We start from the raw sequence: 25,425 nt of genomic DNA, 5'->3' as shown, positions 1-25,425 counted from the left end.
TGAACCGGCAGATTCTTCCTTCAATTCCAGTCAGATCTGCCGAGGAATTTCATCTTCCATGCCAAACCTCTCCTGCGCTTTTCTTCTTGCTTCGTTGACCTTCATGAGCCCAATATCCTTCGCGCAATCTGCCCATGAGGCTTCCCCATCCTCTACCATCACTGCCGTGCAGTCAGGTCATGACACTGACCTCACGACGAATCCATCGTCCTCTTTCTGGCGCAAATCAAAGCCTGTCTTTATCACGGGAGACACCTTCGGCAATCCCGTTCCCTCTCATCGCACCGAAATCCGTTCACGCTGGACGAAAAACAATCTTTATCTGCTCTTTATCGCTCCCTATGAAGAACTGCATCTCAAACCCTCTCCCAACACAGCCGAAGAAACCAATCAACTGTGGAACTGGGACGTTGCCGAGGCTTTTATCGGCTCGGACTTCGAAAATATTCGACGCTATAAGGAATTTGAGGTTTCACCGCAAGGCGAATGGGTCGATCTCGATATAGATCTTGACCATCAAGGAAATCGAAACGCCGTGAAGTGGAGTTCTGGCTTTAAAGTAAGCGCGCGCATCGATAGCGCTCACAAGGTGTGGTACGGCGCGATGAAGATTCCCTTCTCGTCTCTTACCTCTCACCCACCCGCTTCCGGGGAAACCTTGCGCATTAATCTCTTCCGCTGCCAGGGACCGATGGAGACGCGTCACTATCTCTCATGGCAACCCACGATGAGCAAGAGTTTCCACGTCCCCGAGCATTTCGGAACGCTTCTACTTGCGGGCAAAAAATAGTCGCCCAACACGGATTGGAAGAAAATCAAATTGCAAAGCAAGTGGGACCTCAGAATCTGAGGTCCCACTTTGCGATTGGTTCAGTGCTTAGATTTTGTGGAAATCGCCCGCCTCTTGTTGCTCTAACAGAGGTCAGCTCCATCACTGTCAGCCAGTGCCTAGAAATTGAACGCCAGCCCAGCTTGAATCATTCGTGGAGTCTGAGCCAGGAAAAGCGTCCTTCCATCCTTCGAAAGTACGGGCCTGTATCCCTGTTCCAATAAGTTGGTAATATCCACCGTTGCTTCAAGTCCATTCGGGAACACTCCCCTGCAACGGATGGGCTGACGAATCAGGAAACTCAGATACGCCTGATCGCTAAAGGCGGCAAATGGATTGACGGCCGTTACCGTACCCTCAGGCTGCCAGCGATACGATGCACGAACCTGGGTTCCACTGTGAATCACGCGACCTTTCAGCGCAATCGTTGCCGACTGCGTTGCCTTCGACTTCAGTTCGGTGGAGACGCTCTCCAGATGCATCGGCCGTTTCCCTTCAGGAGCCGCCAGTGCATTCCCTGTGCTGTATTCCACGGCAACCCATAAGGCCGGCGTGATAGGCTCCGTCATGAGAAGGTTGACTCCTTGCGAGGAGTATCCCGTCCCGAGCATACGGAAAGAGCCCGTCGCAGTATCTGCAACCATGCCGTTTGCAGTCGAGCCAGCTAATGCCGCAGCAGTCAGATCGCTTCGAGTTAGCGTTCCTCCTCCAGAAAGCATCGTCCGTTCGAGATTGTCCTTGTAATAGGAGACCTGGATCATGCCACGGCCCGTCTTATGGCCCAATGAGAGCTCTTGATGCAGGCCACTCTCCATCCGCATTCGCCCTTGTTCCATTACGGCAACAGGAAGCTCCAATTCAACAGTATCCAGTCCTTGAAAGGATTGGAGGTCGCGCGACGTGGCCATCTTGTATCCTGCATCCCACCCTTTTACAGGGTGCGCCGTCACCTTCAGAAAGGGGCGCGAAGCCATGGCATATGCGGGACCGCGGACTACATAAACCGTGCCACCAACTTCAAGGTCTACAGCATCGCCAAGCTCAGTCTTCTCAGCCGAAGCAAGCTGAATTGCCTCCAATCCCGCAGCGCCTCCGGTTCCGACCATCTCCGGATGCGACTGATAACTCGTAACCAGCCTTCCTGCACCAGAAAAACCTAATTTTCTTTGATACCCGGCCTGCAGAGAAGTAGAGGGTGCCTGCAAGTACGGCCCCGTCCGTGCTCCAATATCGGCTCGGATTTGTACATCGGAACCATCCGGCATCGAGCGATCGATCTGAAACACATTATGGATTCCACCAGCCCCGAAAGCTCCGTCTCCTGAAGAAACCGACGCTCTGGCCTTGTCGGAGGTGCGAGACTGTTCGGCCGCGCTGGATGAAGCCATCACGACATCGCCGTTCTCATCGAAGACGCGCAAAATCGGCTTATTGGCTACGGATCGCAGCGTCCAAGTCCAATCGTCTTTCGGCTCATCGGCCTTGCGACGTTCTGCAGGAATCCATGACGCCGCGTCGAAGATCGCGTTCATCGTTAAATTTACGACCGCTCTAGCTCCCGGTCTCAGTTGCAGATTGCCGCGCATGGCTGGAACAAACATCGCGGCAGAAGCACGCACATCGTATCTTCCAGGAAGAAGATTAGCGATCAAATATCGCCCATGAAGATCCGTAAACGCTGTTCCCAGAATGCTCGAATCGGCGCCCACAACCTGAACCAAGGCGCCCATCTGAACCACTCCTTGCGCATCGCGGACCACTCCAGACACAGCAGCAGGAACCGCTGCCCATCCACGCAGCGAGATCGCCAGAACCATTCCTGCCAGCATCGGGATCTTCAATCGAATTCGTTGCACCGTATTAAGCACCTGGGCGTCGGAGGCTGGTCCTCAAAATACACCCTCTCTAAACCGAGAGCAGCATCAAAAGATAGCACCAAGGACCGGTTTACACCTGCTGATATCTGCGTAAACCGTGTCGCCTCCCGAAAACAGGATTCGCTTTACAGCGAATCAATCTACTACAAACGGCGCAGACTCTGCGATCTGCTGTTTGGAGATCCCATCATTGACTTTGATGGTGATCTGATACTTTCCAGGCTCCAAGCTGGTCAATGGCATCGACCGCTCCAGAGTGACCTGATCTGCATTCGGATTCGTCTTGGTCGTCGACTCCTGAGTTTCAAGGATTGTCTGGTTGTTACCCAGATTCGTCACCTGGTACTCAATCGTCGCGTCGTTCTTCTTGCTCTTTTCGTCGATTCCGAGGTTATACACCTGCATCCAGAAGTTCAAGCTCTGATCGCGGTGGAACGTCACAGGCTGCGTCCCTCCCGACGAAACGCGCGGGCGAATCCGAGTGTTCCCAATGACGAAGTTACCGGCACCAATGTCCTTCGAAGGTACCCGTTCCATCTGATCAGCCAAGATCAACGAGGATGCGGCTAAGCGGTCGTCATCGTACTTCGGAACATTAATGCTGCGCTGCCACCGTCCGATGTGATCAGGGTTATTGACGTCCTTGATCACTATATCGATCTTGTACAAGCCTGGACGCAGCGGAATCGACTTCCAATACACCGAAGCGTTGTTCTGGGTCCGTCCCAAAAGCTCGCTGGGAACCTGTACCTGCACCGTATCTTCAAAGGGTTGAATTACACGATGATTCAAGTTAGAAACGCGTCCCAGAATATTGACCGTTCCCGTCGCGACTCCGTCCTTATTTTGGAAGGTGATGTCTTTGTTACGAATCTGCAGTGTAATCGGGACCAGAACCGTATCGTTGGTCACCTTGACGTAGTCGGTGCGGACATCAAACAGGAAAGGAGGCCCGGTGAGAATCTTCGAGCTCACCATATAGGCTTCCAGGTCCTTGAACTTGATCTCCGGAGCCGCCATCAGCTTGGCATACTGGTTCAGACGATCGAACTGCTTCGACTGGTTCATCGTCGACATCGGCCCAGTTCCCAACTGCTCCAGGCCGCCGCCGGTAAATCGGTCCTTCTTTTCCGCCATTCCCATCTGCTCGTAGAGCGTTGCACCGGCTCCGGGAACGTACTTCAACGCGTCCTTCTCAGAACGGTCGATGGTCATGTGGTAGTCGCCGCACATGCAGGTGTCGACAAACTCAATGTCGATGTTGTCACCAATGCCTTGAAGATACCGATAGTGCCAGACCTCGAATGGATAGGTTGAGGTATTACCACCCCCCTCATCCATGGGGCGCTCGTAATTGCCGCCGCTTGGGTGCGAATCAATTGAATCCGGCTTGCCGTAAGCAATGTAAATATGACCGCGGTCCGTCTTCCATCCCGGCTTGCCAGCCGCAAAGTGCTCGTTAGCATACGCAATGCGTCGGTAATGCTCGTCGCGGTATTCATTGTCCGGGGAGTCAGGATTTGGATTGCGGCGTAGCCAGAACTGCTCAATAAACTGGTCGCGTTCCTCATCATTCGAGAGATGTTTGAACGCCTGCATCTCCTGATCGGTGATGATCCACCGAACGTCCTCATCCAGCCACTTCTTATAGACGCCTTTCAACTCCTGACGCAGCGCCTTCTGCTGAGCGAAACGCTCCTTATCGCTTGGCTGCCGCTTCAGCGGATCGGGCTTCTCCTCTACTGGAGCTCCCTGTTTCACATCACCCTGCGAACTTTGCGCCTGGGCCGGCAGTATCCACGCCCCACACAACACCAAGGAAAGGAAAGCCGTACCACAAACTACATGCCGCGAGCTGGTCATAGTGCTGGAAATACTCCTGATACCAACCTGTATTGTAGAGCGGGTTACACCCCCGTTACAAGCTGTGGAACCATACTTTGGAACCCTGATATCATCAGGCGCACCTAAACATTTCCTTTTAGACGTTGTTAATGTGGCCGTGGCACCCGTAACCTCTGAAGTATTTACATTTGGACCACGAAAAAACCGGGAACAGGAGAAGTCCGAGCTCCGTATCTTCGGTTAAACATTTCCCATAAAAGCGCCTCCCGGCAACCGCGAAAGAGACGCAGAGAAAGCAACGATGAGCCTCAAAAAGATTGTTCTGATTGCAGTCGCCGTCCTGGTCTTCGCAGGCGTTATCATTGGCAGCATTCTTCATAGCCAGAGTTCTGTCACGAAGGTTGCTACCGGGCATGCCGTTCGTCAGGACCTCGTCTCCGTCGTCAACGGTACGGGTCAGATCAAACCCAAAACCTACGTCAACGTGGGAGCCACCGCCTTCGGTCGAATCACGCACCTTTACGTTAAAGAAGGGGATCGTGTAAGAAAAGGCCAACTCGTTGCCACGGTTGAAAGCGAGCAGCCCGCCTCCGCAGTTCAGGCGCAGAACGCTACCATCGCTGCTTCCAGAACCGACGTCCAATCCTATATCGCTGCTGAGCGCACCGCCGAAGCCAATGTCGTTCAGGCCAAGGCCGACCTTGTTCAGAAGCGTTTCGATTACGAACGAGCCAAAGCCCTCTACGACGATCAGCTGATCGCAAAACAGGACTATGACGCCAAGAAAGCCGCCTACGACGTCTCTTCCGCCACCTTGCAACAGCGCGAAGCCGCTGTCGCTCAGGCCAAAGCTCAAACAGCCTCGGCCCATGGACATGTCGCCCAAGCCGTTGCTACCCTTCGTGGCAATACGTACTCTCTCGGGCTCACCCAGAGCCGCGCCCCTTTCGATGCACTAGTCACCAACGTTCCTGTTCGAGAGGGCGAGACGGTCGTCGTTGGTATCCAGAACGCTGAGGGGTCCACCTTGATGACACTCGCCGACATGTCGGTGATCACCGCCGAGGTCAAAGTGGACGAAACCGATATCGTCAACGTCAGGCTCGACCAACCCGTTGACGTAACAGTTGATGCCCTGCCCGGCCGAATCTTCAAGGGACACGTGACCGAGGTCGGCGATCAGGCTCTCCTTCGCACAACGGGTCTGGCGACCTCGCAATCCACCACCGGCACCGAAGAGGCCAAGGACTTCAAGGTCGTAGTGACCTTGGATGAAGCATCCGGAGACCTCAAGCCCGGTCTCTCCGCAACAGCGAAGATCACCACCGCACATAAGTCCGACGCCTTAACCATTCCGATCCAGGCGCTCGTCCAACGCAATCCGGCGACGGAAAAGGCCTTGGAACAGAACAATGGAAAGACTCCGGGGGCCAGCGGCGTTGCGGCCAGCACCACTCCGGCTGCTGGAAAGGGCCAGACGGTTCAGGGAGTTTATGTATTGCGGAATGAACGCAAAAAGCTCCGAGCGATCTTCGTTCCCGTTACTACAGGGATTACCGGGGCAACGGATATCGAGGTCCTTAACGGCTTGAAACAGGGAGACGAAATCGTAACCGGTCGCTATAAGACTCTTCGCTCGCTGAAGAGCGGAACGCTCATCAAACGGGACAACACTCCTGAGACGGCCACAACAGCGAATTAGTCCTCAACCGGCCGCCACAGGAACCGCCGTTACGGAACCTAGGCGTCCGCGGCGACGTATCTATAAGAAACGTACTATTCTAGTGCCAGAAGCAAGTACCGGAGAATCGGATGGCCATCGAAACCGCAGTCGAAACCGCTGTCAGCAACGCCGACGGGCCACGTCCCGGCGATGTCATCGTCACTGACAATCTCTGGAAGACCTATGAGATGGGCGATCAGGAGGTCCACGCCCTCCGCGGCGTAAATCTCCGCATCCGCCACAACGAATATGTCGCGATCATGGGACCGTCCGGCTCTGGAAAATCAACGCTGATGAACCTCATCGGCTGCCTCGATTCACCCTCGCAAGGGAAGTATTGGCTCAACGGACACGATGTCTCCGAGCTCAACGATGACGAGCTTGCCCGTATCCGAAATAAGGAGATCGGCTTCGTCTTTCAGACCTTCAATCTGCTCGCCCGTGCGACTGCACTCCATAACGTCGAGCTTCCCCTCATCTACAACGGGACTCCGGCCGCCGAACGAGAAACCCGCGCCAAGACCGCACTTGAGAATGTCGGCCTCGGCACTCGTATGTTGCACAAGCCAAACGAACTCTCCGGTGGTCAGCGTCAGCGTGTCGCCATCGCGCGCGCCCTCGTCAACAATCCCTCCATCATCCTCGCCGACGAGCCCACCGGAAACCTGGACTCCAAAACCGGCGATGAGATTATGGCTCTGTTCGATGAGCTGCACTCCAAGGGCAACACCATCGTCCTCGTCACCCACGAACCCGACATCGCCGAATTCGCGCATCGCGTCGTTACTATCCGCGACGGCGTCATTGCCAGCGACCAGGCTTCAGGGCGCCTTCGTAACAGTTAGTCTGTATCCACAAATTGCATCGGATCTCCTTCGTCGTATCGTCTGTGGCCGTCATTTCCGTCCTCTGAACGAAGTCGAAGGAAGAGGAATCTGCTGTTCGCGATCTGGAACATCGACGTTGATGCAATCTCCACATTGCGCCAATTCCAAGAACCGGAACAATACCTGTCAAGCCCCACATAACTGCGAATCACCCGTATCTACAACAAAACACACCTAAAATAGGCTTCATCGATTTTGCAAATCTACCCCTTCTCCTCTTCTAAAATAGACATATATAAAGTCCCCGGCTTCAAGCCGGGGACTTTTCTTGCACCCTTGGAATACCGGTATAACACTAACTGCAATGATTCGAATACTTTGCGCAAAAATAGGGGGGAGGGGGCCCACTCCAAAGTTCTTTGGGGGCTTGGTTCTCCATCCGTGATGAAAGCACGGAATTATGTCGATACAGCTTGGATGCCGTTATACCCGTATTTTACGGACGTAGGACATTCATCCCTGATTCCGTAACCACTGCGGAATGAACCAAATCGATTCCCCCTATATCGGGTGTCTAAACGAGTGATCCGGTTCCGCTGTTATAGCCGTCTAAAATAGAGTTATGGCAATATCTTTTGGTCGCCTGCGTGCTGTATCTGCGGGCTTGATTGTTTTGTTTTCTGCCGCGCTCCCCTCTTTAGCGAGAGCAGAGGCCCGCTTTGACCTGAGCGGACCGCGCATTGATGTTCGCGTTACCCGCGATGGAAAGACGCTCCCCATCGCGGCTGTTCCAAATCTCAAAGAGGGTGACAAGCTCTGGCTCTTTGCCGACCTCCCTCGGACCCAGTCCGTTCACTACCTTCTGGTGGCTGCGTTTCTGCGCGGAACCACGAATCCTCCGCCCAGCAACTGGTTCTTCAAAATTGAAACCTGGAATAAAAAAGTCCGTGAAGAGGGCGCCACGATCACCGTGCCTGAAGGGGCTCAGCAGGCGTTGCTGTTCCTCGCTCCCGAGACAGGAGGCGACTTCAGCACCCTTCGCTCGGCGGTCCAGGGGCGTCCAGGAATCTTCGTTCGCGCCTCCCAGGATCTCACCGAAGCGGGCTTCGAGCAGGCCCGTATCGAAAAATACCTTGCTTCTATCAAACTCGTCCCCCCCAGTGACCCCAAAGCGCTTCAGGAACACTCCACCCTGCTAGCTCGTACCCTGAGCCTACGGCCAAACCAGGAGTGCTTCACACGTCCTGTCGACCAACAATACAACTGCCTTACCCAGAGCGGAACCCAAACGTTGCTTGATGATGGACATGGGCAAACAGTCGTATCCATGATCTCCAGAACGGATACCTCCGCTTTGATCGGAGCCGCTGCGAGCACACAGATCGCCGGCGGAGGGATCTATAGCGCTTATGTCGGAGCAGTGGTTGATCTCGTCCGCCTCATGGGCAATCTTCACACCGCCCAGTACCAGTACATTCCTGCCATCGCATTTCCGCAGGACGAACAGCTGAATCTCCGTCTTAACACCGCTCCATCGTTCCACAACCCCAAATCGGTCATCGTCATTGGGCTTCCTGCCATCCAGAACGCGACCCCTCCGCCGCTCCGGGCATCCAACCCCAGGTACGTTACATGCTTATTACGCCCGGATGTCGTCCTTCCCGTCGAAGGCGCTCCGCTGGTCTTCTCCACGGGCTTCGCACATGACCTTGTTCTGCACATCAATGGCAGTAACGTTCCACGCGCCGACGTCCCACTAACGCCTGATCCATTCAAAGGGGGGCTCGTCCTCTCCTCCGCTTCCGAGCGCAAATCGCTCCCTCTTGACGGAGACTCCATTCCTGCCTCTAGCACGAAGCCCTCACAGCCTTCAGCACCACGAATGCCGACCGACCCTGGCGCGCCGAATACTCCTGTAACCGGAACGATCACGGGGTACTGGGGGTTTGATCCTTTTGTCGGTCCCACGCTCCCTCTCCAGGATGTCGCAGGCACGAGCTGGAAGCTGGCTAACGATTCCATTCTCATCATAGGCCGGGAGAACCATCTTGCCCTGAGCTCTAGCGGGACAGCATGTGTCCAGTCCATCACCTTCGAGCGTTTCTCAGGACGTCAAACCGAGGCCCAATGGAAGCAGTCCGACCGGCCAAATATCGTGGATGTCAGCCTTTCGTTGAAATCTGTCGACCCTGGCGACATCCATGTGAATGTCCATCAGTATGGGGAAGTTGCAACTGCCGCGGTTACGGCTCAGACCTTCTCTGAACCAGCACAACTTGAGGCCCTAACCTTTCATGCAGGAGACGCCTCTGCAACATTGAGGGGAACGAACCTGGACCAGGTTCACAAGCTCACTTTGGGCGGCATGGCCTTCACTCCTTCCGGGGAGCCTGCCTCTGCTCCTCCTCCAGCGGCAGGAGCAGACCAACAAACCGAAACCCTGACACTCGCCCTGCCCTTTGCGACACAACCGCCCGACGTCCATGCCGGCGATCGTCTCATGGCTCATGTCGCCCTTCGTGACGGTCGCACGCTCAGCCTGCCCCTTACCGTCAATGCTCCTCGACCGTCGATAACGATGCTGCGTCGGAGCACCACTCCGGCTTCATCACCGATTCACCTTTCGAATCCCGACGATCTCCCGATCACCCAGAAGCTGACCTTCTCGCTTCGTTCCGCCCTGCCCTTTCCGCGTAACGGCAAGATTGAAATCGCAAATGCCGATGAGACACTCCGGACATCTCTGACGATAGCTTCCGGACTGATTCTTCAGAACTCCCACACCGTGCTCGGAACTTTCGACCCTCTCAAGGCCTTCGGGACCTCAGCTTTTGGCCCGGTGCGCCTTCGGGCCATCAGCCCCGATGGGACTGCCGGAGACTGGATTCCTCTCGCCACCTTGGTACGACTTCCGACATTCCACGATATACATTGCCCCAGCGATCCTGCCGCAGCTTGCACTCTTACTGGATCTGGCCTTTACCTAGTCGATTCACTAGCATCGGACGCTGCATTTACCAATCCCGTCGATGTTCCGGAGGGATTCGTTGGAGACACGCTTTCAATTCCGCGTCCTCCACGATCGGGCTTTTACCTCAAACTGAGAGACGAATCTGAATCCGCCAATCTTGTGAATATGCCGGTGCAGATTCCACGAGCACCTGCTCCGCCGCCGCAAGCCGCTCCGGTGGCTGTCGCTCCACCTGTAGCGCCACCTACGGCCAACCCTCCTGCGATCGATGAACCAACGCCCACTCCTTCGCCCCAACCGGCAACGTCGACTACGACTTCTCCGGTTGAGCCAAAGCTCTAACATCAGGTTCGTTAGCACGCTTATCAAACGCTTGTACAGAAACGCCTTCTTCCCCACAAGAAAGCGATGAAGATCAGCGTTGTTCCTTAGTGGGATCTCGTCTTCCCTTTGCGTTCCCAGGGGCGGGGGGAAACTGGATCATCCTGCCATTTCTGGCGTCGCCCGATGAGATACATCGTCAGACCAAAGATGAACATGATGAGTCCCCACCCCAGATTGAGATTCACATCAAGAGAACGCGCATAGATAGCGGAGTGACGCGTCACGATTCCGAAAACGGTCATGATGCCGCCGAGAACAAGAAAGATGAGGCCAAGAGGAATACGAATATCAAGTCCCATAAGTGTGCTCCTATGCGATTAGGCAAAGACCAGGTTGAGAATAATGAGCATCCCCAAAACCAAATAGGCCAGGGTTGACGGCTTCTGATACCACTCCAGGTGATGTTCAACTGGCTTAGGTGTCAATGAGTAGACCAGACCAACCAATTCTTGCTCTTCTCGAGGCCGCGTCATCAGACTCACTACGACGGTAACAACAAGATTGACCGAAAATGCGAAGATCGCAGTCCAGAAATTCTGGGCCATATCGCTTGGATAGTGGTGAAGAACGGAGATCCAGCCACCGTGGATTCCCGGAGTCGCATCGGACGGAATTGTAAGTCCATGATGCAGAAGAGCAGCAGCCGTCCCCGAAATCAAGCCCGTAAAAGCGCCGTGACCGGTTGTACGCTTCCAGAACATCCCGAGCAGAAATGTAGCGAATAGAGGTGCATTCACGAACGAAAAGACTAGCTGCAGTGCATCCATGATGTTGTTGAAGTTGGTTGCGGCGTAGGCGGCAACAATGGAAAGAAGGATCCCCCCAATGGTTGCCATACGCCCCATCCAGAGATAGTGCGCATCGGTAGCTTTCTTGTTGATGTAGGCCTGATAGATGTCATAGGTCCACACTGTGTTAAACGCCGTCACGTTGCCAGCCATTCCAGACATGAAACTCGCAAGAAGAGCTGTAAGACCAAGCCCCAGAATTCCTGTTGGAAAGTAATGCAGCAACAAAACAGGAATGGCTAGATCGTAGTTGTAAACAGGCTGCCCATTGCTATCCATCACCGGCTGACCATTGATGGGATTCGTCTTTTGAGGGACGATGCCATGAGGTTGCGAGTGCTCTGTCTCAACATTGGGAATTGTGGTTGCCGAAGCATGGATGCCAGCAGTATGAGTTCCGGAAAGAGTTGCCTGCTCCGGAGTAACAACCTTTGAGGTGACACTAACTGCGATCAGTCCAGGCAAAATCACAAGGAACGGGAAAAACATCTTTGGGATTGCAGCGATCAAGGGAACACGACGCGCCGAAACTTCGGAATCAGCTGCCATTGCACGCTGAATAACCAGGAAGTCCGTGCACCAGTACCCAAAAGAGAGGACAAATCCCAATCCCATCGCAAGGCCAACCCATTCGACCCCAAGGGTATTCGTATTCGCGTGGGCCATCCCTCGCCAGGAGTGGGTCATCGCCGCTGGCAATGTGTGCTTGATCCCCTGCCAGCCCCCTACGTTTCGCAAGCCAATCCAGACCAGAGGGGCGAACCCGGCAACAATTAAAAAGAACTGGAGGACCTCGTTGTAGATGGCACTCGTAAGACCGCCGAGAAAGATGTAGACGAGAACGATGATTGCTGAAAGGAAGATTGAGACATGGAAAATATACTGATCTGGAATAATCCCGTGAAAGAGTCCCAGGGTCTGGATCAGCAAGGCCATCGCATACATCGAGATGCCGGAAGAGAGCACCGTCATGATGGCGAAAGAGAAGGCGTTCACCGCACGTGTTTTTTCGTCGAACCGGAGACGAAGGTATTCAGGAACAGAGCGAGCCTTCGAGCCATAATAAAAAGGCATCATAAAGATGCCGACAAAGATCATGGCTGGGATGGCGCCGATCCAGTAAAAGTGGCTGGTATTGATGCCATACTTCGCTCCGGAAGCTCCCATCCCAATGACTTCCTGAGCCCCAAGGTTCGCGGAGATAAAAGCCAAACCGCAGACCCAGGCCGGGATCGAACGTCCCGCCAGGAAAAAATCGTTCGAAGTTCGCATATATCGCTTCAGAGCGAAGCCAATCCCCAGAACGAAGGTGAAATAGACCAGCATGATGAGCCAGTCGATGATGGAAAGAGTCACGTTTTTCCCTTTGATTTCGCAGGCTTTATTCCTGGGGAAACTGTAACCCGTTCTCCCCGGCGCGTCTAGAGAGTAAGGAGATTCAGTTCTGTACAGACAAAGCCTGGTTCAGCGGATCTGCCCTTTAGGAGCAACCTGCCAGCCATGCTCCTGCATCCGATTTTCTGTACTGACCAACGCACGAAGAATTATAAGCAGTAGGTCGCATTTTCTTTGCCTTTTTTGAAATCGAACCGCCCCGAAGACGGCGAGACGATACGTTTTATCGAATGCTTTTTTGCGGATCATTTTTCTCCGACACAAATTATCAGTATTCGGGAGAAAGATTTTGATCCGGATGTACGACTGCTGAGATTCTCCCTGGAGTCTGTAGATGCAAAAGACGATTCTTCTTGTTGACGATAACGCAATTCAAGCCACAGTTCGGCAGGCAATCCTAAAACGTCATGAGTACACGGTGATTACAGCGCTCAACCCGTCCAGGGCTCTGGAGCAACTGCGCTATGGAGATTTCCTGACCGAAATCCATCTGGTTATCACCGATCACATCATGCCAGGCATGACCGGAAGTACCTTCGTTCGGGCAGTTCGAGATCTGCATCCCCAGATTCCAATTCTGGTTATCAGCGGATTGGAAGAAGCCGTTGCCGAGTACAAAGACCTGAATATTGAGTTCAGGGTGAAACCACTTCCACCAGAACAACTCCTGGAATGTGTACGGAATCTGGCAGGGCCTTCAGATCCTGCTTCCGAGCCTATTTTGAGCCACCCAGCCCCGGCTGTGGCTTAAAACTGCGCGATAAACGTCACTGGCCCTCCCCTTTCGTTGCCCGATAACCAATCTGCTTGAGAGAATGGGAGGGAGGAATTCATGCCAACCCATCCCATGCCTGAGTTCGGGAGCTTTGCTCTGCTCCTTGCCCTGGCCCTGAGTGCATACACACTGGTCATGGGTGCCGTCGCGCTCTGGCAGTCCCGATCAGAGGCTGGCATTACCGCCGGTGGTACCGGTGCCGGACGTCTTGGAGAAACTGCGCGCCGCGCCGGATTGGCCAGTTTTGTTGCGCTAAATTGTGCTGCTTTTGCATTGGTGTGGGCGGCCTTCACAAACGACTATTCCGTTTCGTACATTCTGCATCACACAAATCGCGACTTGAATGCGGCATACAAATTTGCCGCTTTATGGAGCGGGCAGGAAGGATCTCTTCTACTGTGGGCTTGGCTGTTGAGCGCATATGGATTTGTTCTCCGCTTGCGTCACAAGGTGGATGTCCGGCTTTCAGCATTCGCCTCCACCATCCTCGCTGGAATTCAAACCTTCTTTCTGCTGCTCTTGAACTTCGCTGCTCCTCCGTTTGCAATTCAACCGGGTCCGGCGGCTACAGACGGCTTTGGCCTGAACCCTCTGTTGCAATACCCGGAGATGATCATTCATCCCCCGATGCTCTATCTCGGGTACGTCGGTCTCTCAGTTCCCTTTGCCTTTGCACTGGGCGCACTGATGATGCGATATCCAGGCGAGAAGTGGATCCACATTACGCGCCGCTGGACGATGGTGGCCTGGTTATTCCTTACCTGCGGAATTTTTCTCGGCGCACACTGGGCCTATAGCGTACTCGGCTGGGGTGGCTACTGGGGATGGGATCCAGTAGAGAATGCCAGCCTGATGCCCTGGCTCACAGGAACCGCATTTCTGCACTCGGTCATGATGCAGGAGAAGCGCGGGATGATGAAGACCTGGAATGTCTGGCTGATCTTCTCGACGTTCCTGTTGACCATCCTAGGAACCTTGCTGACACGTTCGGGAATCGTAAGCAGTGTACATGCCTTCGCGCAATCCTCTATCGGAGGATGGTTCTATGGCTTCATGCTCGTCGTCTTCGCCGTTTGCCTGTTCACTTTCTTCAAGCAGAAAGATCATCTCAAAAGCGAAAACCGCTTGGAGTCACTGGTCAGCCGCGAATCAAGCTTCCTGTTCAATAATCTGATCCTGCTGACAGCCTGCTTTACCGTACTTTGGGGAACTCTCTTCCCTGTTCTGAGCGAGTATGTGCAAGGTTCGAAGGTCACAGTAGGCGCTCCTTTCTATAACCGCGTAAACCTGCCGATTGGAATCTTCCTACTCTTTTTGACCGGCATCGGCCCCTTGCTGGCCTGGCGCTCGACCTCACTGCGCTCAATCCGAAGAAACTTTATCCTTCCTTCCATCGCAATGGCAGTAACCTTTGTCGTTGTTATCGCCTGCGGCGTTCGTCCGTGGAGCGCTGGCGACGACATGCAGGCAGAAATTTTCTCTTTGATCACCTTTACCCTTGCCGCGGGCGTGATCACAGCTATTGCGGCAGAATTCCTACGCGGGGCCGGTGTGGTCCGCACTCAGACCGGAAAGAATCTTGCGGCTTCGACCGTCCTGCTGGTCCGGCGCAATACCCGCCGTTACGGCGGCTATATCGTCCACTTCGGCATCGTCATGATGTTCATCGGAATTGCCGGCGGCGCCTTTAACCAGTCGCGCGAGCAGGAGATGGGCTTCGGCGACAGCATGACCATGGGCCGCTACAAGCTGGTCTGTCAGAGCTTCACCCAAGACTCGAATCCGAACTACGATACCGAGTATGCTCTCTTGGATGTTTTCAAGGGATCGAGGAAGATTACACAGTTAGCCCCGGAGCGTCGCTTCTATAACGCCAGCCAGACGACCTCTACGATGGTGGCGCTGCATTCCAACCTGGCAGAAGACCTGTATGTCATCTACGAAGGTAAGAATCCCGATACCGATAAACCAATCATCAAGGTTTTCATCAATCCTTTGATGAACTGGATCTGGATCGGTGTGGTGATCGTCGTTCTCGGAACTTTCCTTGCACTGGTTCCCAGCATCACGCGGGCTGCTGCTCCAGCCAAAGTAATCGCCCCTTCTGTAGCAGAAGCTGAGGTGAATCATGCTTAAACGTTGGTGGCAGGGCGCTACCGTCTGCCTGCTGGCTCTTGTCATGCTTGGCGCAGCAGATGCCAGTTCGCGGTTCGGAAGGCTGGGCCATGAGATGGTCTGCGTTTGCAGTTGTGGACAAATCCTGTTGGAGTGCAACCACGTCGGCTGCCCTGATTCGGACCGCATGATCGGCGAGCTTCGCCAGCAAATCAGCTCAGGAAACTCCAATACTGCAATCCTCAACTGGTTCTCTGCTAAATATGGCCCCACCGTATTGGCAGCTCCGATTCGCGGTGGCTTCGACAATGCAGCGTGGATTGCGCCGATGGCTGTATTTCTTCTCGCTACCGTGGGAACCGGCGTGTTGGTCGTACTTTGGAAAAAGCGGACCGCTGCTCGTCCTGTCGCTGCCGGATTTCCCAACGACTTTACAGCTGGCGATGATGATCTGCGTGAGCGCATCCGCAGAGAGACGGAGTACTGATGGGAGCTATAGCCGGAGTTGTGCTTACCATTGCGCTGTTCGCGTTTGTCTTCTGGCCAGAGAAGAACCCCTTTTTCCAAGCAGACAAGACGCGCATCGATTATCTGCGTGAGCGCAAAGATGTGATCTATGAGAACCTTCGCGATCTGAACTTCGAATATCTGGCGGGCAAGTATCCCGAGCAGGACTATGCAGAGCAGCGAGCTTCCCTTGAAGACGAGGCAGCCCAGGTCATTGCCGAGATGGACACCCTGGAACAGCGTGGGATGCGAGCGAGAGGACGCGCCTAATACGGCCACAACCGCTCCGTTTGACGTAGACTTAATCTGTGACCTGCTCAATTTTCAGCCTTCGACGCCTGGCGGCTGCCGCCATGGTTGTAGCTCTCTCAGGATTTGCTTTCGCCGACTCCATCAGCGGCACGGTCGTCAATAAAACCAATAACAAACCGGCTGCCGGTGACGATGTCGTGTTGATTCGTCTCGCGCAAGGCATGCAGGAATCGACACGCACCAAGACGGATTCCAAAGGCGAGTTCACACTTGAAGTACCTGACGCCGGCGTACATCTGATCCGGGTTACGCACGATAAGGCTAATTATTTCCGTCCTGCACCTCCAGGAACGCAATCGGTCGATATCGAGGTATTCGATGCCGCTGCTAAGGTATCTGGTGTCAGCAGCGAGGCTGATGTTATGCGCATCCAGACCGACGAGAGCGGCAAGCTGTTGCGCGTCACAGAAAACTTTTGGATCAAGAACGACTCTCACCCGCCCAAAACACAGTTCGGCGATCGCCCTTTTGAGTTCTACCTTCCTGCCGGCGCTGTGATCGAAGGCTCAGCGGCTCTCGGGCCAGGTGGAATGCCCGTACAAGCTTCACCAATGCCCTTGGGCGATGCGAACCATTACACATTTATCTTCCCGATTCGTCCGGGAGAAACACGCTTTCAGATCACCTATCACCTTCCTTACAACGGCAGTCAAAAGCTCGGCCCCAGGCCAACCATGGCAACGGATACTGTTGCCATCATGATGCCAAAAAGCATGAAGTTCGAGTCGGGCGCATCGGCGAACTACACACCTGTTACAGAAGAAACGACAGCGCAAACCTATGTAGCGCGAAACGTCTCTCCCACTCAGTCCCTGGAGTTCACTGTTTCCGGAACCGGCCAGTTGCCACGCGACACTGCCGCAGCAACTGCTGGACAAGGTGGTCAGCCGGGAGCACCCGATGCTTCTCAAGCAGGAAACGCAGCTGCAGATACAAGACCTGGTGGCGGTTTAGGCAATCCTCTTGACCCTAACGGCACAAACGATCCTTGGGCAAAGTACAAGTGGTGGATTCTTGGCGGACTCGGACTGGCAATGGCTGCTGGTGCCGGAATCATGCTCAAGAACAGCCCCCAGAGTGCCACGGCTCCCTTCAGCGTTCAGACCGCCGCGGCCGCTACGCCTTCCGGCCCAGGCGCCTTGCTCGTTTCTTTGAAGGAAGAGCTGTTTTCCCTCGAAACCGACCGTCTGGAAGGCCGGCTGAACGAAGCAGAGTATGCTGAACAGAAGGCGGCGCTTGAGTCTGTATTAAAGCGAGCGCTGTCACGTAGAGAATCGGGCTCCCAAACGTCTAAATCGTAAGTTGGAGACAGAACCTCTGCGAGGGTGAGATGAATACCTTCAAATCGACATTTCTTCTGATCGTCCTGACGCTGTTTCTTCTGTTCGTGGGAGACCGTTTTGGCGGCCGGAATGGAATGATAGTGGCCTTCCTGCTGTCGGTTGTGTTCAATTTTGGCACTTATTTCTTCTCCGATAAGTTGGCACTTTCGATGTACCGGGCTCAGCCAGTCACACGCGAGCAGCTTCCGCGCGTATACAACGTGGTAGAACGTCTCTCGGCAAAACAGAATCTTCCGATACCGAAGATCTATGTGATTCCTAGCGAAAGCCCGAATGCCTTCGCTACGGGAAGAAACCCAACACATGCTTCTGTGGCCGTCACCCACGGGATTCTGAATCTGTTAGATGATGAAGAGCTCGAGGGAGTTCTGGCGCATGAGCTTGGTCACGTAAAGAACCGCGATATCCTCACCAGTTCCATCGCAGCAACTCTGGCCGGCGCAATCACCATGGTGGCCCGCATGGGCTACTGGGCTTCTCTCTTCGGAGGCTACGGTGGACGAGATGACCGCAATCGGGGAGGCGGTGGATTCACAGCTCTCCTGATGCTGATCGTTGCTCCCATTGCAGCGACGCTCATCCAGCTCGCCATCTCGCGTTCCCGCGAATATGAAGCCGATGCAACCGGAGCCAAGGAGACTGGCAATCCATACGCTCTGGCGCGAGCCCTGCAAAAGTTGGACAATTACTCGCGACGAATCCCGATGCAGGCATCTCCGGCAACAGCTCATTTGTTTATTGTGGCTCCTCTGTTAGGGAGTGGAGGATTTGCGAATCTCTTTTCAACGCATCCTCCAATCAAAGAGCGGATACAACGCCTGATCGGGAGGGATCTGGTCTAGTGATCGAACGTGTACTTCGAGCTATACGGCTGCTTTCGATGGCAGCCTGGGTTGGCGGTCTGGCTTTCTTTGCATTCGTACTGGCGCCAGTGGCCTTTCACCGGCTGCCAAGTGCCCATGAAGCTGGTCTTGTTGTCGGCGGAACTCTCGTAATTCTGCATTGGATCGGTCTTATCGGCGGTGCCCTCTTCTGTCTGGCAACGGTCATCCTGTGGTTTCGCGCCGAAGTTCCTGCTCGGATTGGATTCGCGATGGGTATCTCTCTAACTACCCTGATGCTGCTGATTACCGCATATTCTCAGTTTCGTATCCTTCCAGCCATGGAACAGGACCGCATTGCAGCGGGCGGAGACATCGAAACGGCGGATATTGAATCGCCGGCCCGAGTTGACTTTGAACGCCTGCATGTCTGGTCTGAACGCCTGGAAGGATTCGTTTTTTTCTGCGGCGTCGGCGTACTTCTGGTGCTGGCACGGGAATCTCAATGGCCCGAGACAGGTAGAATCAAAAGGTATGATCCCTGAATGCATCCTTCGAGCCTGCTGGTTCGTATGCTATCCCGTGAAAGGCGTCGGAGCTCTCCGCTTCGCCTGGAACGGATAGGATGCAATCTCTCGGATTGAGTCTCACACTAGGTGCAGTGGCAGGGCTGGCGGACTATCTCGGCGGTGTCTTACTGGTTCGGCGATCTCCTTCAGCACGCGCACTGCGTTACTTTGTTGCGCTGGGCGCTGGTTTTATGCTCGCAGCGGCAGTGCTAGAGATGATTCCCGAAGGCGTAGGGATCAACCCTCACTGGGCTCCGTTGCTCATCCTTGTCGGCTACTGCGGGGTCCATCTTTTGGAACACACGCTGGTTCCCCACTTTCATTTCGGCGAAGAAACTCACCATCATGAATTTGTCTCAGCAAAGACCAGCTACTCCGTGCTTCTTGGACTGGCAACCCATACATTTTTTGATGGAATTGCCATCGGATCAGGATTCGTCCTCTCTCACTGGTTAGGTTGGGTCATCTTTATTGCGGTATTTCTACATAAGCTTCCGGAAGGCTTCACGGTCGCAAGCGTCATGCTGGCCAGTGGCCGAGGGAGCCGAGCTGCATTGAACTCCGCGATGATCCTGGGGGCGACCACACTGGCAGGAGTTCTTGTTATCAATCTTCGGCCTGAGTGGGTTCGAGCCGGATTACCCCTGTCTGCAGGCGTAACGATCTATGTTGCGGCGACCGACTTAGTCCCGGAGGTAAACCGCGAACCTGGCATAAGGATGGCACTTGTCTTCTTTGCCGGAGTCGCCACTTTCTTCCTACTCAAGCTGCTCGCCCCAGGTTAGGGTTGCGGCTGCACCGTAAGTGTCACAGTGGCAGTGTGGCTGATCTGACCTCGAGCAAGATCTACAGCCGTTCCCGTAACCGTAATCGCGTAGGTCTTTGCTGTCGGTGGAGCAGGTCCGCCAGACCGTATACGATCCCCGCAACCTGTAAGCATCACTGGTAAAGCAAGAAATATCGTGACTAAGACGCGAACCGAAATAGGTCTCTTTCTTTTCCATTCAAAAAGGCTGAAAGGCAAAATGAGCAATGTGAAAAGGGCCGACCTCGTTTTCTGGTAAACCGCCACTGACTTCTGCGTTGCTACAGTCATCGTAAAGGAAGCAGAAGAGCTCCCTGGGACGATGGCGCTCGGATTAAAGGAAGCAATGACTGTTTCGGGAAGTCCCGAAGCGGAAAGCATGATCGGACTCGCGATATTCCCCAACACCTGAACAGAAAAAGAAAAACTCGCTGATCTCCCATCAATAATGGTCTGGGTAGTAGATCCGTTTGGAGCCATCGTAAAATCTCCGGAAAAAACTGGAGAAGAAGGATTCACAGTAAAGAGCATTGCAGGAGAAGTGCTGGAATTGAAATTCGAATCTCCGGAGTAGGTTGCACTAAGGGTGTGCGGCCCGCTGCTCAGTGCCGAGGTTGTAAAGGTCAAATTCCCTGAAGAATCCGGCCGGCCGGCAGAGAGAAGATCTCCTCCGTCATAGATCGACATTGTTCCTGTCGGACTTCCCGTCGTTGCGCTGGTCACGTGTGCCGTAAAGAGAACGGGTTGCCCTACATCAACTGCTGTTGCAAAGTTAAGTCCTGCAGTTGCAGCTGTCAGTATCATCGCCGTTCTGGCCTTCGTGATAGTCAGAACAGGTAACGCAGCGACGGTATAGTTACCCGCAGCTGAACCATGGAGAACAGTCTTTACTGTGTAACTTCCTACAACCGGGAGAGCAGGAGCATCCACGGTAAAAGTGGCGGACACGTTAGGCTGATCGCGCGGAAGAAGTCCCATCAAGCTGCCGGCGATTGAAGGAATTGCCTCGCCATAGGAGAGCGATGCTGGCAAGATCATCACCGCTACAGAGAGCGGAGTTACTGTCAGCGTAAAGGGAGTACTCTGCGCGGCAGGATGAGTAGCATCGCCCGTATAAGAAGCAGTAAGAATGTGCTGCCCCGCAGCGAATGCAGAGGTATCGAGAATCGCGACATTCGAAGCAAGCGGGACCGTCGTGAGCATTGCAGAGCCATCGAAAAAAGAGATGCTTCCAGAAGCACTTGTTCCCGAAGCCAGCATAGCCGTGATGCGACCGAATCCATACGGAACAGAAGCATCTCCATTCAGCGAGAGAGTCACCGGAATGGTAGCACCGGGTCCAACAACCGTCTGAATAACGCCGTTAGAAACCTGACGAATTCTCTGGTTCGCAGCATCCGCAATCGTGAATGCACCAGAGGAGATGGCCACTGCGCGAGCTTCATTCAGGGAAGCTGCAGTAGAAACTCCCCCATCTCCTGAAAACCCTTGGTCACCGTCTCCTGCGACCGTAGTAATGGTTCCAGTAACAGCATCGATCCGGCGAACTCGATGATTGGAAGAATCCGTAAAAAATATATTTCCCTGTGCATCCAGGGTGAGCCCATGTGGCAATGCCAGTTTTGCAGAAGTGGCCTCTCCTGAATCTCCTGCATATCCAAAGGCCCCGGTTCCTGCCATGGTGGATATCGTTCCCGTAGCAATATCAATCCTTCTAATCCTCTGATTGTGGGTATCTGCCAGATACAGATTGCCTCCATCATCCGCCGCCAGTCCTTGCGGAGAGTCCAGCACCGCTAAGGCGGCTGACCCGCTATCCCCGGCATATCCCTGGGTTCCTTCTCCAGCAACAGTCGTTATCACCCCCGATGCCGCTTCGATACGGCGAATGCGATGTCTTCCGGAATCGGCAATCAAAAGATCGCCATTGCCGTTGAGCGTAAGCGCAGTCGGGCGATCCAGGGTCGCGGATCTGGCAGGACCATGATCTCCCGTTGATCCTGCGATCGAACTTCCTGCAATCGTCGAGATCACTCCCGTGGAGAGATTTACTCTGCGAATACGATGGTTATGGGTGTCCGCAATGTAAAGATTGGAGGCGTCGACTGCCAGCCCTTGCGGAGAATCCAGCTGTGCTGAAGTTGCAGCTCCGCCATCCCCGCCATAGCCTTGAACTCCATCGCCGGCCACAATCGAGATGTTGCCGGTACGATCAATCTTACGGATCATATGATTGCTGGTCTCGGCAACATAAAGATTGCCCTGGTTATCGAACGCAATGGCGGATGGCAGAAGGAGGGGATGAGTGATTGCCGGGTTCTGGGCCCTGCCTGCAAGAGTCAGCAGAAGGAAGACACAGGCCCAGATTCCCCATCGCCGGCGGGGAGGAAAGATTGACAATGAATCCATGAAGAGTTATCGCTGAGCTTACAAAAAATAAATTCGACTTCGTATCACCTATGTGGGGGATACGAAGTCGATGCTGTAATTTCTGTGCTGCGAAGAAAGTTACTCAGCTACAGTCCGATTCCGCAGTGTGCCCAGCTTCTCGATGGTGACCGCCATCTCTTCGTTCGGCTTCAGCCAGCGTTGTGGCGTGCGCCCGAGTCCCACTCCCTCTGGAGTACCTGTACTAATGACATCGCCTGCTTCCAAAGGCGTCAAGCTGGAGATATATTCGATTAGCGCTGGGATCTTGAAGATCAGGTCGCCAGTATTGGAGGATTGCAGTATCTCTCCGCCGATCGTCAGTGAGATGTCGAGAGCATGAGGATCCGAGACCTCATCCGAGGTTACGATTGCTGGACCAAGCGGCGTAAATGTAGGGAACGATTTTCCAAGTGTCCATTGGGAAGTGGCCAGCTGAATATCCCGCGCGCTGACGTCATTTACGATGGTGTAACCAAATACATACTGCTGCCAATCCGACGCCGGAATCTGATATCCCGGCTTGCTAATCACGACCCCCAACTCCGCCTCATAGTCTGGTTGCGTGCTGATCTTTGGAAGAATCACGGGGCTATCCGGTCCGGTCACAGAACTCGACAGCTTCATAAAGACCGTCGGAACCTTCTGGACCGCCATCTTCGACTCTGCCGCATGCTTCGCATAATTAAGACCAACCCCAAAAATACGCGGAGGAAGTAGAGGCGCATGTAATGTCACCTCTGAAAGGGCTACGCGCGGCGCCTTCTCAAGTTTCGCGGCAATATCGGTGAGGGCCAGGTTTCCTGCCTGAATGATCGAAAGCACATTGGAGTACGCCAGTCCCGTAAGATCGACGACCTCATCTCCCACAAGGACACCGGGCGTTGGGATACCACGGCTCAGAACTGCCGACGGGTTCTTCGTGGAAGATGCTTTACCCGAAAAAGTTACAAACTTCATGCCTTTGCGCTCCATGCCTCACCTTGTGGGTAGGCAAAACGGTTGAGAGACTCTTCCCGAATCTCGATGCTGTATCCCGGCTCAGTCGGCACCATGTAGTGGCCATTTCGGATATGGACTGGGGTAAGAAAATGTTCATGCAGATGGTCAACAAACTCGATCACGCGATTTTCCATAGTGGCCGATACAGAGAGAAAGTCGAACATCGAGAGGTGTTGAACATACTCGCATAGGCCAACGCCACCGGCATGCGGGCAGACGGGAGTATTGAACTTTGCCGCCAGCAAAAGTATAGCGAGGTTTTCGTTCACTCCGCCTACACGGCAGCTATCGAGTTGAACAACATCCAGCGCTTTGGACTGAAGAAACTGCTTGAACATCACTCGATTGTGACAGTGCTCCCCTGTCGCAATTCGAACCTGAGGAACTTCGTGCCGAATCCGCGCATGACCAAGGATATCGTCTGGATTCGTAGGCTCCTCCATCCACCAGGGCTTAAGTTCGACAAGCTGGCGAGTGCGGTCAATCGCCTCCAGGACGCCCCACTTTTGATTGGCATCGACCATCAGTTTATTGGTCCAGCCGATCTCTTCTCGAACGATATGGCCTCGACGAAGATCTTCGACGTCATCTCCTCCGACTTTCAACTTGAAGTAGGTCCAGCCTTCAGCCAGCGCCTCATGGCAAAGACGGCGAATCTTCTCTTCAGAGTACCCAAACCATCCAACCGAGGTTGTATAGGCCGGATATCCCTTTTCCTTCAATTGGGCCAGACGCTCAGACTTTCCGGTTTGCGACCTCTCAAGAATCTCCCTCGCTTCAGCGGGATTCAAAGCATCGTCGATGTAACGAAAATCGACTGCATTCAGGATCTGGCACGGTTCTAAATCGGTAAGTAGTTGCCAAAGCGGCTTCTTTTCAGCTCGAGCATAAAGATCCCACACTGCATTGATTAGCGCTCCGGTCGCCAGATGGATGACACCTTTTTCAGGGCCGAGCCAGCGGAATTGAGTGTCCTCCGTAAGCTGGCGGGAAAAAGCGCAGAAGTTCTCCGTAATGGAATCCAGGGAACGATTGACGACATAGCGGGATAGATAGCGCGCCGCCTGCACGACAAGATCCGTACCACGGCCGAGGGTAAAGGTTAAACCGTGTCCCGTAAGCCCCGTATTCGTCTCAAGTATGCAATACGCAGCGGAGTAATCGGGGTCTTTGTTAACAGCATCAGAACCGATGTGCTCGCGGGATGTGGGGAAGCGTAGATCGATAACACGAACGCCGGTAATTAAAATCTCGTTCAAAGCTCAGGCTTTCCCTTCTTTAAAAATAGAGAGTTCAGCGGGAACAAAACAGAGAGGAATGATCACGCCGCCGTCCATCCCCCATCAATCGGGATCACAGCTCCGTTGATGAACTCTGCTTCCTGTGAGCAGAGATAGCGCACCAGCGAAGCAATATCTTCTGGTGTTCCTAATCTCCCAATGGGCTGCCGTGCCACCAACTCGGCTCTCACTTTCTCTATTTCATGGGAGTGATATTTCTCAAGATAGCCTTCGACAAAAGGAGTCTGGACGGTTCCCGGAGCAATGCAATTCACCCGAAGTTCCTTGGGATAATCCACCGCGATCTGTCTGGTCATCGCCTGGACTGCCCCTTTACTCGCACAATATGCGAAACGTTGTTTCACTCCAACCGAACCAGCTACAGAACCAATATTGATGATCGATCCCCGAGACGCGAGGAGCAGAGGTAAAGCTGCCTTCGTCACCATGAAAACACTGTTGACATTCACCCGCATGACCCGTTCGAAATCTTCTTCCGAAGTTCGAGCGATGTCGCCAACCAATCCGATCCCGGCATTATTCACCAGGATGTCCAGGTGAGAAATTCTCGCAAAGGCTTCGGCAATGGAGGCAGAATCAGTCACATCCATCCTGATCGCACGGGCCTCTGTCAGCTCGGATGCCAGCGATTCGGCTGCTGTCAGGTTAAGGTCTGCGATGAAAACCTGCGCTCCTGCGTGCGCCAACTCACGAGCGGTAGCCGCTCCAATGCCGCTGGCGGCTCCAGTGACAAGAGCGATCTTGTTTTTCAGGTGAAAGGAATCACTCATATATTGAAACCAAGTCCTCTCCAAAAGCATACCTCGTTT

Annotated in this window: 20 protein-coding genes; 12 read left to right on the top strand and 8 right to left on the bottom strand. The window is 54.0% G+C overall.

The features are described from left to right. Window positions 1-58 precede the first annotated feature (58 nt). On the top strand, window positions 59-790 hold the full coding sequence (locus H7846_RS09450; RefSeq protein ID WP_222597486.1) for a carbohydrate-binding family 9-like protein: 732 nt from the start codon (window positions 59-61) through the stop codon (window positions 788-790). A 158-nt stretch (window positions 791-948) separates the two neighbouring features. On the opposite strand, the gene H7846_RS09445 is transcribed toward H7846_RS09450, so the two are convergent. Continuing rightward, a complete protein-coding gene (locus H7846_RS09445; RefSeq protein ID WP_222597485.1) occupies window positions 949-2,658 on the bottom strand; it encodes a carboxypeptidase-like regulatory domain-containing protein in 1,710 nt (569 codons plus the stop codon). Window positions 2,659-2,841: 183 nt separating this feature from the next. Beyond that, window positions 2,842-4,569 (bottom strand): GWxTD domain-containing protein, encoded by a 1,728-nt coding sequence (locus H7846_RS09440; protein WP_186691680.1) that lies wholly within the window; start codon window positions 4,567-4,569, stop codon window positions 2,842-2,844. Window positions 4,570-4,852: 283 nt separating this feature from the next. On the opposite strand from H7846_RS09440, the gene H7846_RS09435 reads away from it, so the two are divergent. The 3 genes from H7846_RS09435 to H7846_RS09425 all read left to right on the top strand — a co-directional run bounded on the left by H7846_RS09435 (window position 4,853) and on the right by H7846_RS09425 (window position 10,414). Continuing rightward, complete coding sequence (locus H7846_RS09435) at window positions 4,853-6,253, top strand: efflux RND transporter periplasmic adaptor subunit (protein ID WP_186691678.1); 1,401 nt, start codon at window positions 4,853-4,855, stop codon at window positions 6,251-6,253. Between the two features lie 110 nt (window positions 6,254-6,363). Beyond that, window positions 6,364-7,119, top strand: a complete 756-nt coding sequence (locus H7846_RS09430; protein ID WP_186691676.1) for an ABC transporter ATP-binding protein — start codon at window positions 6,364-6,366, stop codon at window positions 7,117-7,119. Between the two features lie 604 nt (window positions 7,120-7,723). Next, window positions 7,724-10,414: a hypothetical protein gene (locus H7846_RS09425; protein WP_186691674.1), complete on the top strand. Its 2,691-nt coding sequence runs from the start codon at window positions 7,724-7,726 to the stop codon at window positions 10,412-10,414. An 86-nt stretch (window positions 10,415-10,500) separates the two neighbouring features. On the opposite strand, the gene H7846_RS09420 is transcribed toward H7846_RS09425, so the two are convergent. Both H7846_RS09420 and H7846_RS09415 read right to left on the bottom strand, forming a co-directional pair. Next, window positions 10,501-10,755, bottom strand: coding sequence for a hypothetical protein (locus H7846_RS09420; RefSeq protein ID WP_186691672.1), 255 nt, complete (start codon window positions 10,753-10,755; stop codon window positions 10,501-10,503). A gap of 18 nt (window positions 10,756-10,773) precedes the next feature. Beyond that, window positions 10,774-12,600 (bottom strand): sodium:solute symporter family protein, encoded by a 1,827-nt coding sequence (locus tag H7846_RS09415; RefSeq protein WP_186691670.1) that lies wholly within the window; start codon window positions 12,598-12,600, stop codon window positions 10,774-10,776. 373 nt (window positions 12,601-12,973) lie between these two features. Between H7846_RS09415 and H7846_RS09410 the strand changes: the two genes are divergently transcribed. From H7846_RS09410 to H7846_RS09375, 8 genes are all read left to right on the top strand, one after another. Continuing rightward, a complete protein-coding gene (locus tag H7846_RS09410) occupies window positions 12,974-13,390 on the top strand; it encodes a response regulator (RefSeq protein ID WP_186691668.1) in 417 nt (138 codons plus the stop codon). Between the two features lie 81 nt (window positions 13,391-13,471). Next, window positions 13,472-15,550, top strand: a complete 2,079-nt coding sequence (locus H7846_RS09405) for a heme lyase CcmF/NrfE family subunit (protein WP_255460517.1) — start codon at window positions 13,472-13,474, stop codon at window positions 15,548-15,550. Next, entirely contained in the window at window positions 15,543-16,016 is a 474-nt protein-coding gene (locus H7846_RS09400) for a cytochrome c-type biogenesis protein (RefSeq protein ID WP_186691667.1), read from the top strand. Before H7846_RS09405 ends, H7846_RS09400 begins: the two co-directional genes overlap by 8 nt. Continuing rightward, window positions 16,016-16,306 carry a hypothetical protein gene (locus H7846_RS09395; protein ID WP_186691666.1) on the top strand — a complete coding sequence of 97 codons (291 nt, stop codon included), beginning with the start codon at window positions 16,016-16,018 and terminating at the stop codon, window positions 16,304-16,306. Before H7846_RS09400 ends, H7846_RS09395 begins: the two co-directional genes overlap by 1 nt. 38 nt (window positions 16,307-16,344) lie before the next feature. Then, window positions 16,345-17,649, top strand: a complete 1,305-nt coding sequence (locus H7846_RS09390; protein WP_255460516.1) for a carboxypeptidase-like regulatory domain-containing protein — start codon at window positions 16,345-16,347, stop codon at window positions 17,647-17,649. 29 nt (window positions 17,650-17,678) lie between these two features. Further along, complete coding sequence (locus H7846_RS09385) at window positions 17,679-18,533, top strand: zinc metalloprotease HtpX (protein WP_186691665.1); 855 nt, start codon at window positions 17,679-17,681, stop codon at window positions 18,531-18,533. Then, a complete protein-coding gene (locus tag H7846_RS09380; RefSeq protein WP_186691664.1) occupies window positions 18,533-19,057 on the top strand; it encodes a DUF4149 domain-containing protein in 525 nt (174 codons plus the stop codon). The genes H7846_RS09385 and H7846_RS09380 overlap by 1 nt, the downstream gene beginning before the upstream one ends. An 80-nt stretch (window positions 19,058-19,137) precedes the next feature. Then, the gene (locus H7846_RS09375) at window positions 19,138-19,866 is read left to right on the top strand and encodes a ZIP family metal transporter (protein ID WP_186691663.1); all 729 of its coding nucleotides are present in this window, start codon (window positions 19,138-19,140) and stop codon (window positions 19,864-19,866) included. On the opposite strand, the gene H7846_RS09370 is transcribed toward H7846_RS09375, so the two are convergent. The 4 genes from H7846_RS09370 to H7846_RS09355 all read right to left on the bottom strand — a co-directional run bounded on the left by H7846_RS09370 (window position 19,863) and on the right by H7846_RS09355 (window position 25,386). Then, complete coding sequence (locus tag H7846_RS09370; protein WP_186691662.1) at window positions 19,863-22,295, bottom strand: Ig-like domain repeat protein; 2,433 nt, start codon at window positions 22,293-22,295, stop codon at window positions 19,863-19,865. The genes H7846_RS09375 and H7846_RS09370 overlap by 4 nt on opposite strands. A 99-nt stretch (window positions 22,296-22,394) precedes the next feature. Continuing rightward, entirely contained in the window at window positions 22,395-23,273 is an 879-nt protein-coding gene (locus H7846_RS09365; protein WP_186691661.1) for a fumarylacetoacetate hydrolase family protein, read from the bottom strand. Continuing rightward, window positions 23,270-24,574, bottom strand: a complete 1,305-nt coding sequence (locus tag H7846_RS09360) for an enolase C-terminal domain-like protein (protein ID WP_186691660.1) — start codon at window positions 24,572-24,574, stop codon at window positions 23,270-23,272. The genes H7846_RS09365 and H7846_RS09360 overlap by 4 nt, the downstream gene beginning before the upstream one ends. A 62-nt stretch (window positions 24,575-24,636) precedes the next feature. Continuing rightward, entirely contained in the window at window positions 24,637-25,386 is a 750-nt protein-coding gene (locus tag H7846_RS09355) for an SDR family NAD(P)-dependent oxidoreductase (RefSeq protein WP_186691658.1), read from the bottom strand. Between the last annotated feature and the right edge of the window lie 39 nt (window positions 25,387-25,425).

It is taken from the genome of Edaphobacter sp. 4G125 (genome assembly GCF_014274685.1).
Lineage (GTDB): Bacteria > Acidobacteriota > Terriglobia > Terriglobales > Acidobacteriaceae > Edaphobacter.
The sequence above is the reverse complement of the archived record's forward strand: the minus strand, read 5'-3'. Positions and strand labels throughout refer to the sequence as shown.